Here is a 13580-nt window from a genome sequence, read left to right as displayed (position 1 = left end):
TCCGATAACACGGTATTCCTGCACCAGACCTCAGAGTCCAATATTTAACCAGCAAATGCAAGTCTGCCGGCTAATAATCAATTAAAGACTTTTGTTCACTACTTCATACACATCAGTGGAAAGATCGTGTACAGCCTTGATTCGTTGCAGCGCTTTTTTCATTAAGCCACTGGCGGCAGGTTCAAATTTTTTCCAGCGTGTCAAAGGCATCATGACACGGGAGGCCACCTGCGGATTCTGTTTATCCAGCTCAATCACCCGATCCGCAAGAAACTCATAACCGGCACCACCTGCCGTGTGGAAGTGAGTCATATTGCGGGTGAATCCACCGATCAGCGCACGAAGCTTGTTCGGACTCGTCGGGTCAAAACTGTCATGCTGCATCAATGCCTTTACCTTCTCCACAGTACCCAGTTCCGCACTGGAGGACTGCACTGCAAACCAGTCGTCCATTACATTAGCGTCGTCTTTATAACGGTCATAAAAATCGGTCAGCACCCGTTCAACCAGACGCTCATCACGATGGCGTGCATCCACAACACAGCCCAGGGCAGCCCGTCGATCCGTCATATTGGAGGCATCGTTATACTGTTCTGCCAACCGTTGCAGACACTCCGCGTCATCCTCCGCTGCCAGATAACCCAGACAGACATTCTTCAGGGTTCGCTCGGCAATATCAGTGGCTTCAGGTCGATAGTCACGTTCGTAGCTCAGCTCATTATACAAGGCCAGCAGTGCCTCTGAGTGAGCTTCAGCAATGGCCTGCTTCACCTTTTTACGGGCCGCCACAATCGCCAGAGGCTTAATCACCTCAGCCTGCTCCGCCAGACTCGCTTCACTGGGCAGGCACAGCATTTCTGCCTTAACGGCAAAGTCCAGTTCAGGGTCGGCAATCACGGCACCGAATGCATCCACCAGCTGCGGGTCAACTGCTTGCTCTGATTGCTCAACCAGCTGCTCGATCGCCATTACCCCCAGACGCTGACAGGCATCCCAGCGATTAAAACTGTCAGTGTCGTGTTTCATCAGGAACACCAGATCGTCTTTGCTGTAGTCATAGCGAACACGTACCGGTGCCGAAAAGTTTCGCAGCAGTGAAGGCAGGGGCTTGCTCTTGCAACCTTTAAAGACAAAGGTTTCTTCTGTCTGTTTAATAGACAGAACCTTTTCCTTATCGCCTTCTGCATGAATGCCTTCTGCATTCAATGGCAACAGCTCACCCTGTTCATCCAGCAGAGCCAGCCCTACCGGAATATGGAACGGTTGCTTATGCTCCTGTCCCGGTGTCGCAGGGCAGCTCTGGGCGATGGTCAGATGATAATCCCCCGTATCCGCCTCGTATCGGTCTGTGACCGTAATCACCGGCGTACCTGCCTGACTGTACCAGTTCCGGAACTGGGTCAGGTCAACACCGGAAGCGTCTTCCATGGCTTTAACAAAGTCTTCGCAGGTAGCCGCTTCGCCATCGTGACGCTCGAAGTACAGGTCGGTGCCTTTGCGGAACTGGTCTGCCCCAAGCAGGGTATGAATCATTCGCACCACTTCACAGCCTTTTTCATAAACCGTCAGGGTGTAGAAGTTGGAAATTTCAATAAACGACTCTGGACGAATCGGGTGTGCCATCGGTCCGGCATCTTCGGCAAACTGGGCAGTACGCAGCAGTGAGGCGTCCTGAATCCGCTTTACGCCACGGGAGTTCATATCCGCAGAGAACTCAGCGTCACGGAAAACGGTAAAGCCCTCTTTCAGGCTCAGCTGGAACCAGTCCCGGCAGGTCACCCGGTTACCGGACCAGTTATGGAAATACTCATGGGCAACAATGGCTTCAATCCGCTGGTAAGTGGCATCGGTAGCCGTTTCCGGGCTTGCCAGCACACAGGACGAGTTGAAAATATTCAGCCCCTTGTTTTCCATGGCGCCCATATTGAAGTGATCCACGGCCACGATCATAAAGATATCCAGATCGTATTCCCGGCCATACACTTCTTCGTCCCATTTCATGGACTTTTTCAGGGACACCATGGCGTGATCACACTTATGGATATTGTGGGACTCGGTGAAAATCCGCAGTGTCACATCCCGACCACTCATGGTGGTAAAGTGATCTTCAACACATTCGAGATCACCCGCCACCAGCGCGAACAGATAGCTCGGCTTTTTAAACGGATCTTCCCAGGTAACATAATGACGGTCGTTCTCCAGCTCACCCTGATCAATGGCGTTACCGTTCGCCAGCAATACCGGATAACGTGCCTGACTGGCAATGACTTTGGTGGTAAACACAGACATCACATCAGGACGATCCAGATAGTAAGTGATCTTGCGGAAACCTTCGGCTTCACACTGAGTACAGAACATACCGTTGGATTTGTACAAGCCTTCCAGCGACGTATTTTCCTGAGGCCGAATACGGGTCACGATCTGTAACTGGAAACGCGGCTGCTCAACAGGCAGTGTCAGGGTACCTTTTGCCAGCTGGAACTGGTCACTTTCCAGCTCCTCTCCGTCCCGGTGCAGGCTGACCAGATCAAGCTCTTCACCATGCAGCACCAGGGCAGGCAAAGCACCGCCACAGCCGATGTCATCATTCAGGCGCATCTGTAAAACCGCAGTGACCAGTGCATGGTCCTCATACAGGTCAAAGGTCAGATGGGTGGTATCAATCCAGTAGTCAGGTGCCTGATAATCTTTCAGGTAAATGGTGCGGGGTTGTGCGTCTTTCATCGTTTATTCCTGATCACGGAAGCCTGTTGGACGATCAAGTCCAACAGGCTTCATAAATAAGTTATGCGCAAGTCGTGACACGGACCTGATACGACGTATGCTTGCGAATATTCAATACACCGGTATCCAGTATCAGATACTGCCCTTTAATACCCTGCAGCACGCCTTCCACGGAAGGTGTTTTGTCAAACGACAATGAGGTAACTTTGGTGGGATAGTGCTCCACAGGGTAGTGAATTTCAATCACTTCCGGCTTCTCAACCGGCTGAATCGCCTGAATGCCAAACTGTTCCTGCAAAGCAGTGATACGGGAACGGTTCATGTCCATCAGTTCCTGTGCAGAAGTCGCCAGATCAAGAGGCTCGGCAGTGCCTTTCAGCATGGCTCGCCAGTTGGTACGGTCTGCAACAAACTCCTTAAACAGGCTTTCCAGCAAACCGGACTGCCGACGGGTGGACACCCTCATAAATGGCATGGCCTGGGTCGCGCCCTGGTCAATCCAGCGGGTAGGTATCTGCGTTGCCCGGGTAATGCCTACTTTCAGGCCGGAAGAGTTCGCCAGATAAACCACATGGTCGGTCATACAGAACTGCTCCCCCCACTGGGCATCCCTACAGGTTCCCTGATGGTAGTGGCACTTTTCCGGACTCATAATGCAGGTATCACACTGAGGCAGTTTTTTAAAACAGGGGTAACAGTAACCCTGGCTAAAACTCTTTTTCGTTTTGCGTCCACAGTGACAACAGTTGATCACCCCCTGATAGTCCAGAACAATTTTGCGTCCGATCAGGTCGTTCATCGTGATCAGGTCATCACCAACCGGCAACTGATAGACGACGGTTCCCTGTAATTCAGAAACCATTTTCCGCAGGTTTCCGGTCAATGCTTTATTTGACCCTGTTGCTTTATTTGATCCTGCTGCTTTATTTGACACAACTACTCCATCTGCCACTATCGAGTTCTCTCTTAATCCATGAAACTGCTCAGCCATCCCTGAAACGCAGGATGCTGGCAGGTTCGTCCTCTGTCTGCACCGGTTTCTGACTACTTTTGCAACTGACCGGCATATAACCAGTACGTTGATCTTCAGGCAGATGCTCAAACTCCCAGGCAATCAGTGCCTGCAAGCTGGCTTCCCGCTCCTGTTCGGACAGTCTTTTGCCATCAGGCCAGCGCCCTAATTCAACCGACTGTTTCAATACCTGATAAAGATCAGGATTCATTATTTCAAGAAAGTCCGTTAACTGCATATTGACCTCTTATTATTACCCTTGCCTTGTCAGACAGACCGATTGATGCAAAGCTGATTCAGTGATCATGACAACCATCAAGGGGCTCCAATGGCAACAAACCCTTCTGTTTTGCAACCGTCGGTTTTGCAAAGACTGTCACCGGTTCGAAATTCAACCCAATGTCAGGATGCACACGGGCTGGCACAGGAACAGTTACTGCACTTTGGCATAGACCCCGGCTCAGAATACGGTCAGGCTCTGTTGCAGGCCACCACCCACCTGTATCAGACCTTTGGCGAACTGAACCAGGTGGAAGCCCTGAACAACACCCTTGACAGTTTGCCACAAACGGACCGCATCAGTTACTTCAACGCTAAAAAATTCCTGTGTTTTCAGCTTGCCAAACTGATTGACACCCTTCAGCCCAGCCTCAGAGCCAGTTATCAGGCTTTGAATATGGATGTCAGCAGTCGGGCAGTCAAAGGTGACTACCCCTTGTTTGCCAATGTCGGCGCGCTGTTTTCCGCTACCCCGGCCATCGTTCGCACGGCTACTTATCTATACGCTTGTACAGAATGGGTGGAAGACGCTTTTAAAGGCATGGAAAGTACGCACCCGATATACTCCCGCCTGCTGAACCCAACTTCTATTTCGCTCGCCAATACCATCGTTGCGCTGGAAGCCGGAAAATACGCCGCAGACTACATGGCGTGGAATTTCAACAGTGGCATGGCCGCCATTGACGGCCTGCTCAGCAACCAGTTGCGCCATGGCGATATCCTGCTGGCGTCCCGCAATGTCTATGGTGGCACCTTTCAGCTGATCAATGATTATTACGCACGCACTGACCGTCTGAATATTCAGCTGGAATGGTTTGACGGTTACTCTGGTGGGGAATTTGCAGAACGTATGAAAGCGGTTCGCAGCCAGCACCAGCAGGCGCTCAACAAGGGCAAGCGTCTGTTTGTTTATCTGGAGTCCCCCTGCAACCCCCACGGCTATGTGCTGGATGTTCCGGAAATCTGCCGTATCAGCCACCAGCATAATCATCTGGTCATGCTCGACTCAACACTGGCAACACCGTTCCTCAGCCGTCCCCTGCGCCATCCGGACAAAGCCTGTCGCCCGGACTGGGTCATTCACAGCTACACCAAGGATATTTCCGGAGGAGGTTCCACCACCGCTGGCGGAGTGATCGGAGAGTCCTGCCGGATGTTCCTTCCCAAAGGCCACCAGCATAATGGCATCAACTGGGACCAGACCCTGTTCTGGGATGTGTACTACATCAAAGGTGCTTTTCTGGACGCCGACAAGGCGATTGAGGTCATTAATGGTATCAAGACCCTGGAAAACCGGATGCTGAACAAGTGCATCAACACACTGGTGTTTTCCGAGTTCCTCGACAGTCATCCGATGATCAACGTGAACAGCCACGGTCTGAAAGATCATCCAAACCGGGAGCTGTGTCAGAAGAACCTTTATCTGGGTCTGCCCAGCCCGCTGTTCAGCATTGATATGGAACAGGCCAACCTGCCAAGAGAAGCTTTTGTCCGCTTCTTCGATGCCATGGAGCCCGTATTCGGACACATGGTCAGCCTTGGGCAGAGTAATACACTGGTACTTTGCCCGGCACTGACTTCCCATTCAGAGCTGGATGAACAGGCCCAGAGCGAGGCCCATATTCATCTGACCACCATCCGGATTGCTATGGGCGATGAAAACCCCAGAGACCTGATCAGCCATTTCAGGGATTGTGCAAAACTGCATATTGATCCGGTATCAACGGGTTTCTCCGATTCATTTATGCCTGGAGAAAAGGTTGAAGAGCTGATCAGAAGCGTTCATCTGTCGGTGCATGAAAAACACCTGGAGCAGCAGTAGTCAGGTGCAAGTCAGCCCTGATCAGAAAAAGGCAACACCCCTTCTGACACGGGGGCCACAGGCTCATGAATGAGATGACCAATGCACAACTGATGCTAACTTATACCCGTAACTTTTTTAAAGGGTCCTTAAAAACATCGAATAAGACCTTTTCCCGCTATTTGGGAACTGCGCTTCCGTCAAGAAGACAGAGGCGTATTAACGCTTCTGACAGAGCCGCTGCGTTGATACCCAGGTTAAGGCATCGTCGCGATAATATTGATACGGTATTGCTTTTACACTCCATGAATCCGAATGAGAGGGCAGGTAACTGTAAAGAATACACCTGTATTGCCCTCAAGTTCGGCATCGATACGAAGATTCCAAATATATGGCTGGTGAACCATGATTTACATGCATTTCTAGTGCTGGCCAACGAGCCCCGATTGCAAGGCAAGTTAACACTAAACGAGTTTGAACAGTTCAAAAATGATGAGTTCTGGGTATGCGATGCCTGGTTCAATATACATTGCAGGCTGGACATGTACGCTCCGATGGTCACATTGCAGTCGAATTACTGGTCGCTTGAAGGCAAGGAAATATACACGACTGACGACACTCACGTACCCGCAAGTCAATGGTGCCAAAGACTTCGTATGATCGAACTGGAGTGTTCAAAAATGACGGATAGCGCTGGCATGCCTACCGATGACTGTAGCGATTTCCTTTCCAGCTGATAGCGCCCCTAACCAACTGATAGCGCCCCTAAATAGTGTCTTTGTTCCAGGCAGTGGAGTTCCGGGCATGACGGTCACGCCCGGTTCGAGGTAGGCCTGTTAACCCTTCTCAGCTTCAGCGTTAGTACTCTATTTATTAGTACTCTGAATCTTCAAACCTGCGTAAAAACACCCCCGCCAGAGTGCCAATCAACAGGCCCGACACCAGCCCGCCGGAATGAGCTGCATTAGCCATGTTACCAAAACCAATAGCCCCCAGAATACCGGTATAACCTATCGCCAGCCACACCAGCATAAAGCCGTAAATGGCTGGAGGCACACCAAACTGACAACGCGGATCAATTTTTTCACGCGCCAGACAGTAGCCTAGAAAACCATAAATCACGCCGGAGAAACCACCGAATATTGTCGCATCCCCGCCAAAAACATACTGGGCAATGTTAGACAACAGCCCGGTCACCATCACAATACCAAACAGATGCAACCCGCCCTGACGATATTCAATACGTCGTCCCAGATCAAACAGCCAGAGCATATTAAACGCCAGATGAATAATGCCAAAATGCAGGAATATCGGGCTGAGCAGCCGCCAGTATTCGCCGGAATCCAGTGTCTGAGCGAGGCTGGCAAAATAGGCGTATGGCCCGGTCACCTTGATTTTGACAAAGGTAAAATGGCTGACCATGCCAATGTTTTCACCCAGCTGGGTCAAAACCGCCACGGCCAGACAGGCTGCCAGAAACAGCATCGTCACCGGAAAACTTCGCCAGGGAATGCTTTTAATAATGCCTTCGACATTAACGCCCTGCCGGGCAGGTGCCTGCTCCAGTTGCAACAAACCGGCTTCCCAGTCATTGTAAGCCTGTTTGACAACTTCGCCCTGCTCTTCAGTGGCCGTCCATATAACCAGCTGTCCGGCTTCTTCCGTGATTTTATGGGGCAGCCCCTGCCGGTATAAAAAATAAGACAGTGGACTTAAATCTTTATGTCCTGGTATCACCAGAGCCCTGTACATAATTTACTCTTGCTCATCTATGAAAAAACCCACTGAAAGCAGTGGGCTGTTAATGATTAGTCTTCATCAACGGTTATTTCATGGGGATGCCATCGCAGTTTGGAACGGCAGCCTTCATAAAAATCATGATTGACCGGATGCAACAGTTTCAGAGGCTCCGGCTTTTTCCTGATAGAAATAATGTCGCCCGGCTGCAGATTGATCTCGACCTGCCCGTCGCAGCTGACCACAGGATGAATCGTGTTGTCAGGATGAACCACCAGCTGCATCTCGCTGTTGCCATCGACCACCAGTGGGCGGTTGGTCAGCATATGAGGATACATGGGTACCAGAACAATCGCATCCAGCTTGGGGTGCATGATGGGACCACCACCGGATAACGCATAAGCCGTCGACCCGGTCGGAGTAGCAATAATCAGTCCGTCTGAACGCTGACGGTAGACAAACTGATTATCAATATACAGCTCAAACTCAATAATCCGGGTTGACTGCCCCGGATGGAGTACCACATCGTTAAGGGCATCGGCTTTGCCGATGGTCTTGCCATCGCGGATAACACAGGCGTCCAGAAGAAAACGGTGTACAAGACGGTGTTTCCCCTGCAACACCTCTTCAAGCTGAGGTTCGAGTTCGTCCGGCAGGATATCTGTCAGAAAACCCAGCCGCCCAAGGTTTACCCCAAGCAGTGGCACGCCGTGGGGTACCATGTCTCTGGCAGCGCCCAACAGGCTGCCATCCCCCCCGACCACAATGACCAGGTCACAGCACGACCCCATATCAGCCCGGGCGCACATTTTGTAAGGATGTCCCGGTAACAGATAGGCGATAGACTCGTCCAGCAGGACTTCAATGCCCCGCTGCTGCAGAAAGTCGGTCAGGCGTTGCAGGGTCTTTTCTATATGAGATCGTCCCTGACGGCCGGTTACCCCGATACGCTTGAATGGTTCCATAGGTGTCACTTACCGTTCAGAGCCTTGCGGCTGATAGTCGTTCCAGACGGGAATAATAACCAATTTTTACCGCTTATGCCTTAACGCCACCATAACCTCGAATCGAGTTTGCAATCCGGTACCAGGTGATACCTTCCTGTAGCGATCCTTTGATCCTCCCGCTGACAGCCGGATTGTCACAACAGGCTTTCTGAATATGTCCCAGTACTGAATACAAACCACCGTACAACTTCCTGAAACCGGGGTTCTTTTGTTCAAGAACCCTGGCCACTGCCATGTAGTGTTTGTGATCTGTATACAAACGTCCCACTGCTGGAGCATTCTTTTTTTCCGAAGCTCCAGCGTCCGGAGTTTTCTCAGCAAGCAGTTCAGGCGATGTATTCTCTGCCATTTTCACAAGGTCTTTAATCAACCTCTTTGCCAGTTTATCTGACTTTTTCAGGTACGCTTGCGCCAGGTCACTGGCACGCTCACCGGGCGCCACCTTCCCAAACAGATAGTCATAGCTGGTACCCTGCTCATGATATAACCAGCAGAGGCTCTGCTGTTTCCGGTACCACATCAGAGAACCTGATTCCGGCTTCAGGTTTAGCAACAGTTCTTCAGCCCTGTCTAATTCAGACTGGTTCCGGATAAGGTCATTAGCACGATTGATAACCGACTGCATCTCAGAATCAGACAAGGAGGCTGGTTGTCTGGCAGAATCCATGTGCGCTGTAGCGCTTTGCCCAACCGCTCCCTCAGTTTGATTAACCTCCGGTTGACGATCAACCACCTCCGAAGCTGGAGGCTGCCCGGTTAATGGGATTTCATCGCCAGCTGCTTCAATGGCAACAACACCGCCCGTGTCTTCAGCAGTCTCTGTTTTTACAGATTGAACCTCCGGCTCCTGCCGGGGTTGGCTGAGAGCCTCTTCAAACAGTTCGGCCTGATTCTGGTATTTTTCCAGCAACGCGTTAGCCGCATGCAATTCCGCAAAGCGCATACTGTTTGCCCTGTCCGGATTTTTCTGCTCCTGGGCTGCTGCCTGTTCCCCTAATACTTTGCCAAACAGTTCGTTTTCACCATTCAGAAATTCAGTTATATGGTTAACAGCCTGCTGACACACTGCCAGAGCCTCCTCTAATTGATTACGTTCCAGCAGGGCTTCAATTCGCAATTGATAGGTTACCGGCATAAGTCTGGCCATTCTCAGAAGATAAAGAGCATCTTCGTAATTGTCCGGGCAATACTTGAGCAGAGCATCTCCAGCGAACATATAAGCGGTGGCATTTGAAATGTCGAGCAGGCTCTGAAGCCTTTCATTAGTAATACCTGACCGCATTATTCTGGCATGATGATAAATGGCACGAGAGTTTTTAACATCGTTCCCCCGTCTCGCATAAAGTTCCAGAGCCACCCGCATATGTTTGTCAATGTCCTCCTGCTCATCATCCTTCTTTTCAAACATTTCACAGATCAGCAATGGAAACCATGTGGCAAAGCTTTTTCGCTCGTCAGGCTGTACTATTGTTTCAAAGGCGTTAACGATCCTGTACATCAACTCCCGACCTTTGTTGTCCGCAGATTTCGCCTTGTATACCTCCTGAGCCAGACTGGTCATATAATTTTTGCGAAGAGTCGGAAGCTTTTGAGCTATTTCAACTAACTGCAAAGGGTCGCACCACTCCAGAAGGCAGACAGTAGAATACCACCCTGTTCTGGCCTGCATAAGAAAGCGTCCTGCTTCCGGATTACCCAGCTGATAAGCTCTGGCAATATCACGTGTGCTGGCATCCGTGAGTCCGCCTTCGCTGTCAAAGGCAATTTTTCCCCTCAGCAGCAACGCTCTTGCCTGATCAATGGAGTTGTCTTTAACCTGCTGTACCAGTGCATCGCAGTACACCCTGGCCTGTTTCCAGTCCCCCTTACCCATTGCGCAGTAGGTGAGTGCATAGTTGACCTCCAGCGTAGGACCAACTTGCTCTTTGAGCCTGAGTGCCTCAACAGAATATTCTTCGATGATTCTTTTCATTTCGTCGCCTTTTTTGACTGGAAATTCCTGCATCTTCCTGGTCAATTTTGCTACCTGAATTTTCTTGCTCTCTGCATTGTCTGCTTTACGAAGAGCCAGCCTGACCGACTGTGGTGATGATTGAATTCCTGAGAGGCCGTCGTCAGGTGATGGCAGCTGCCGCCCGGGCTGAGCCTTTTCTTCCTTATTTCTGCCACGCTTTTTTTTGCCGCTGCTGGCCGGGGTTCCCCTGGCTGGCGGAGTTGGAGGAATATCCATAATCAGCCCATCGCTATGCCGTTTTCTGCACCTCTCTTTCAGGTATCGGCAATGATGGCTACTCAATCATTCTGAACTTTCAAATCGCAACAGCGTCTATGTTCAGGACGCTATTTTTCATTGGGATTTATTGACGGTCCTGTAATGGGAGTACTACTGGTTCTGCCTGGATCGCTTTCGTACCTATACCATGGGAACTGAGCGACAACATCTGTGACAAAGTTACTGAGTGGCTGAACGGTTCAGCCTATTCTGAGAACTACGGGAACCAGCCATCTTCATAACAGGTGCTACTGTTTAACCATACGTCCTTCACCAAGAAGCTCTTCATGAAGCTATCAGCTGACTTATCAGGGACACAACTGTCGAGAGATTTGCGCTGGATTCAAGACAGTCCTGTGCTTTTTAACGACACCTGTCATGAATGCTTTGTATCCAGCATTCTGCCTGAATGCAGTTCCCCTCTGTTTCAGCCCGGTTACGCATTAGCCCCGGAAGCGGTTGCCTTTATTCACAACGCCCTTGAGCACAAACGCTGGCATCTGCTGGGTATTTACTATGAAACCCTCTGGCACTATTTGCTGGATCAGCACCCGGCTATTCACACTCTGGCCAGAAATCTGCAGGTGCAAAAAGCCGATCATTCGACGCTGGGCGAATTCGACCTTATTTATAACAACCTGAACACTGGCATCACTACCCATCTGGAGCTGGCTATAAAGCTTTATCTTGGCATTCCCAACCCCTCACAAGATAAAAATGCCAGTCACTGCTATCAGTGGGTTGGACCGGGCCTGAAGGACCGGATGGACCGAAAGCTCCACCGGTTGCTGAGTCACCAGATCAGGCTTGCCCGGACCCCAGAAGGTGCTGCAGTAGTTGCATCACTGGGCGTTGCCCAGCTTTCCCGCACCATCTGCCTTCAGGGGTACCTCTTTTATCCAGTTCACGGCTACTGTCCGCCTCCGGAAAACTGCAACCCTGACCATTTAAAAGGTTACTGGGTTGCTGAATCGATGCTGAGCCACTGGCTGGAGCAACAGCCTTCCGGACTCTACTATTTCAGGCCAGCAAAACTAAGGTGGCTGGCCTCACTGCACGAAAATGAGAGTCAGAAGAAAAACGACAAAAGTAGTCTTTTACAGAGTGTGGCAGGAATCAGGGAACCTCAGTTGATCATTGCCTGCACAGAAGAAGCAGACGGCTATAACGAACAATATCGATTTTTTGTGGTTCCCGATGACTGGCAAAAACGAGCTGAACTTGCCTCAGAAAAACAACGGTGAGCAGCTATTATTAACCCAGTCCTGATGTTTCAGAATGGGTTAATACAATGCTCCGTTCCATTCCCGGCCTGCCGCTTTTCAGCTCTTTCTTTTGCTCAAGGCTTTTATTCCGCTCAAGGCTGTTTCTGCCATTGATCGTTTTCGGGCTTTATCAGCCCTGTCAGGCTGACCTTCTCAATAACCCACTGGTGAAAGAGGTCAGTCAGAGCCTGAACATTAATTCCGGCCAGGCCGCCGGAGGCATTGGCTCACTGCTGCAAATGGCTGGCAACAACGTTTCCAGCAGGGAATTTAAACAGCTGAAACAGGCTATACCTGACGCCAGTACTCTGATCGCCAAAGCACCTTCCCTCTCTGCCAATCAAGCAGCTACCAGTCAAAATGACTTTTTAGGGTTTAACGAAGAAAGCCTGATGGGCAGTCTTGCACCTATTAAGTCGCAGTTTTCAGCACTGGGAATGAACAGTGATCTGATTATGCCCATGGTTAATAAAATACTGAGTTATCTGAAAGACAATAACAGTACAGCGGCCTTAACCATTTTCAAGTCAGCATTGCCGTCTGGTTTGACCGGCGATGCCGCAAAGTCCCTGCTTAATACCTGGTAAATGATCCAGGCTGTTCCGGTGGCCTGAACTCCGGCCTGAATAATATAGTAGCGGGGAGCAATTAATCTCCGCCTGAATTGACTCATCATGAAAGCTTTTTTCCTGAATAATCAAGAATGTAACCAAATCTGAATCATTTATGTCACGGATTGCCCAGCAGACCATTCAGCCAGAATCTGTTCACAATAATACCGGCCTGCGACAACCTGTGTTCATCCCTGTTATTGGCTGTCAGGTCATATCGGTTTAATTGACCCAGATCCATACAATAGAAATCAACTACTGATAGCGAAAATAAATAAGCACTCACACCTAGCTAAAACGTTAAATAAACTTGGAAAAATTACAAAGAATACTGACCTGACACCTTCTATCTCATTGTTTGCATGCTACAATGCCAACTCGTTTAACCTGTAACGCCTCGACTGATGCCCCAAAACACAAAGTCCCAGATGACGATTGATGCTTTGAAGGTAGACAGAGAAGCATACATACGTCCTAGGAGATGCATTAACAATGCAACAGAAAAACAAACTGTTCATCGGTAACCTGGCTTTTTCAGCAACCGAGCAGGAGCTGGAAGAAGCCTTTGGGGCATTCGGTGAAATTCAGGAAGCTAAAATCATCCTGGATCGTGAAACCGGTCGTTCACGTGGTTTTGCTTTTGTCACCTTCGCTTCTGATGCCGACGCTAACGAAGCTCTGGCTCTGGACGGTCAGAACCTGTCTGGCCGTGACATGCGTGTAAGCGTTGCTACTGAGCGCCCACGTCGTCAGGGTGGTGGCAACCGCGAAGGTGGTCGTCGTTTCTAAGCTTTGCTTCTGATGCGATGATTATTTGAAAAAGCCGGAATGTTAGTTCCGGCTTTTTCTTTATCTTCTGCCCCGACCTGCGC

Annotated in this window: 11 protein-coding genes; 5 read left to right on the top strand and 6 right to left on the bottom strand. The window is 50.1% G+C overall.

Going from position 1 to position 13580, the window contains the following annotated elements; translation table 11 throughout:
* Positions 1–81: 81 nt before the first annotated feature.
* The 3 genes from pepN to V5J35_RS19845 form a co-directional block, all read right to left on the bottom strand.
* Positions 82–2724, bottom strand: a complete 2643-nt coding sequence (gene pepN, locus V5J35_RS19855; RefSeq protein ID WP_354008799.1) for an aminopeptidase N — start codon at positions 2722–2724, stop codon at positions 82–84.
* Between the two features lie 61 nt (positions 2725–2785).
* Positions 2786–3586: a DUF2797 domain-containing protein gene (locus tag V5J35_RS19850; RefSeq protein WP_354008798.1), complete on the bottom strand. Its 801-nt coding sequence runs from the start codon at positions 3584–3586 to the stop codon at positions 2786–2788.
* Positions 3587–3707: 121 nt separating this feature from the next.
* Complete coding sequence (locus V5J35_RS19845) at positions 3708–3974, bottom strand: YeaC family protein (protein WP_354008797.1); 267 nt, start codon at positions 3972–3974, stop codon at positions 3708–3710.
* A gap of 90 nt (positions 3975–4064) precedes the next feature.
* Here V5J35_RS19845 and V5J35_RS19840 point away from each other — a divergent pair, with 90 nt between their 5' ends.
* Entirely contained in the window at positions 4065–5837 is a 1773-nt protein-coding gene (locus tag V5J35_RS19840; protein WP_354008796.1) for a trans-sulfuration enzyme family protein, read from the top strand.
* A 65-nt stretch (positions 5838–5902) separates the two neighbouring features.
* Positions 5903–6553 carry a hypothetical protein gene (locus V5J35_RS19835; RefSeq protein ID WP_354008795.1) on the top strand — a complete coding sequence of 217 codons (651 nt, stop codon included), beginning with the start codon at positions 5903–5905 and terminating at the stop codon, positions 6551–6553.
* Between the two features lie 136 nt (positions 6554–6689).
* On the opposite strand, the gene V5J35_RS19830 is transcribed toward V5J35_RS19835, so the two are convergent.
* The 3 genes from V5J35_RS19830 to V5J35_RS19820 all read right to left on the bottom strand — a co-directional run bounded on the left by V5J35_RS19830 (position 6690) and on the right by V5J35_RS19820 (position 10790).
* On the bottom strand, positions 6690–7568 hold the full coding sequence (locus V5J35_RS19830) for a rhomboid family intramembrane serine protease (RefSeq protein ID WP_354008794.1): 879 nt from the start codon (positions 7566–7568) through the stop codon (positions 6690–6692).
* Positions 7569–7624: 56 nt separating this feature from the next.
* Positions 7625–8518 (bottom strand): NAD(+) kinase, encoded by an 894-nt coding sequence (locus V5J35_RS19825; protein ID WP_354008793.1) that lies wholly within the window; start codon positions 8516–8518, stop codon positions 7625–7627.
* Positions 8519–8591: 73 nt separating this feature from the next.
* Positions 8592–10790 (bottom strand): hypothetical protein, encoded by a 2199-nt coding sequence (locus tag V5J35_RS19820; protein WP_354008792.1) that lies wholly within the window; start codon positions 10788–10790, stop codon positions 8592–8594.
* A gap of 329 nt (positions 10791–11119) precedes the next feature.
* Here V5J35_RS19820 and V5J35_RS19815 point away from each other — a divergent pair, with 329 nt between their 5' ends.
* From V5J35_RS19815 to V5J35_RS19805, 3 genes are all read left to right on the top strand, one after another.
* The gene (locus tag V5J35_RS19815; RefSeq protein WP_354008791.1) at positions 11120–12076 is read left to right on the top strand and encodes a DUF1853 family protein; all 957 of its coding nucleotides are present in this window, start codon (positions 11120–11122) and stop codon (positions 12074–12076) included.
* Between the two features lie 47 nt (positions 12077–12123).
* Positions 12124–12684 carry a DUF2780 domain-containing protein gene (locus V5J35_RS19810; RefSeq protein ID WP_354008790.1) on the top strand — a complete coding sequence of 187 codons (561 nt, stop codon included), beginning with the start codon at positions 12124–12126 and terminating at the stop codon, positions 12682–12684.
* Positions 12685–13200: 516 nt separating this feature from the next.
* Entirely contained in the window at positions 13201–13497 is a 297-nt protein-coding gene (locus V5J35_RS19805; RefSeq protein WP_262568285.1) for an RNA recognition motif domain-containing protein, read from the top strand.
* Positions 13498–13580 lie beyond the last annotated feature (83 nt).

The sequence above is a fragment of the Endozoicomonas sp. NE40 genome, from assembly GCF_040549045.1.
Taxonomy (GTDB): domain Bacteria; phylum Pseudomonadota; class Gammaproteobacteria; order Pseudomonadales; family Endozoicomonadaceae; genus Endozoicomonas_A; species Endozoicomonas_A lisbonensis.
This window is presented reverse-complemented; position numbering and strand designations above follow the sequence as displayed.

Bases quoted from the DNA above. Each gene is read 5' to 3' on its own strand.
- V5J35_RS19850 (WP_354008798.1), bottom strand. From the start codon at position 3,586: ATGGTTTCTGAATTACAGGGAACCGTCGTCTATCAGTTGCCGGTTGGT.
- V5J35_RS19805 (WP_262568285.1), top strand. From the start codon at position 13,201: ATGCAACAGAAAAACAAACTGTTCATCGGTAACCTGGCTTTTTCAGCA.
- V5J35_RS19820 (WP_354008792.1), bottom strand. From the start codon at position 10,790: ATGGATATTCCTCCAACTCCGCCAGCCAGGGGAACCCCGGCCAGCAGC.
- V5J35_RS19815 (WP_354008791.1), top strand. From the start codon at position 11,120: ATGAAGCTATCAGCTGACTTATCAGGGACACAACTGTCGAGAGATTTG.
- V5J35_RS19810 (WP_354008790.1), top strand. From the start codon at position 12,124: ATGCTCCGTTCCATTCCCGGCCTGCCGCTTTTCAGCTCTTTCTTTTGC.
- V5J35_RS19830 (WP_354008794.1), bottom strand. From the start codon at position 7,568: ATGTACAGGGCTCTGGTGATACCAGGACATAAAGATTTAAGTCCACTG.
- V5J35_RS19845 (WP_354008797.1), bottom strand. From the start codon at position 3,974: ATGCAGTTAACGGACTTTCTTGAAATAATGAATCCTGATCTTTATCAG.
- V5J35_RS19825 (WP_354008793.1), bottom strand. From the start codon at position 8,518: ATGGAACCATTCAAGCGTATCGGGGTAACCGGCCGTCAGGGACGATCT.
- V5J35_RS19835 (WP_354008795.1), top strand. From the start codon at position 5,903: ATGAATGAGATGACCAATGCACAACTGATGCTAACTTATACCCGTAAC.
- V5J35_RS19840 (WP_354008796.1), top strand. From the start codon at position 4,065: ATGGCAACAAACCCTTCTGTTTTGCAACCGTCGGTTTTGCAAAGACTG.
- pepN (WP_354008799.1), bottom strand. From the start codon at position 2,724: ATGAAAGACGCACAACCCCGCACCATTTACCTGAAAGATTATCAGGCA.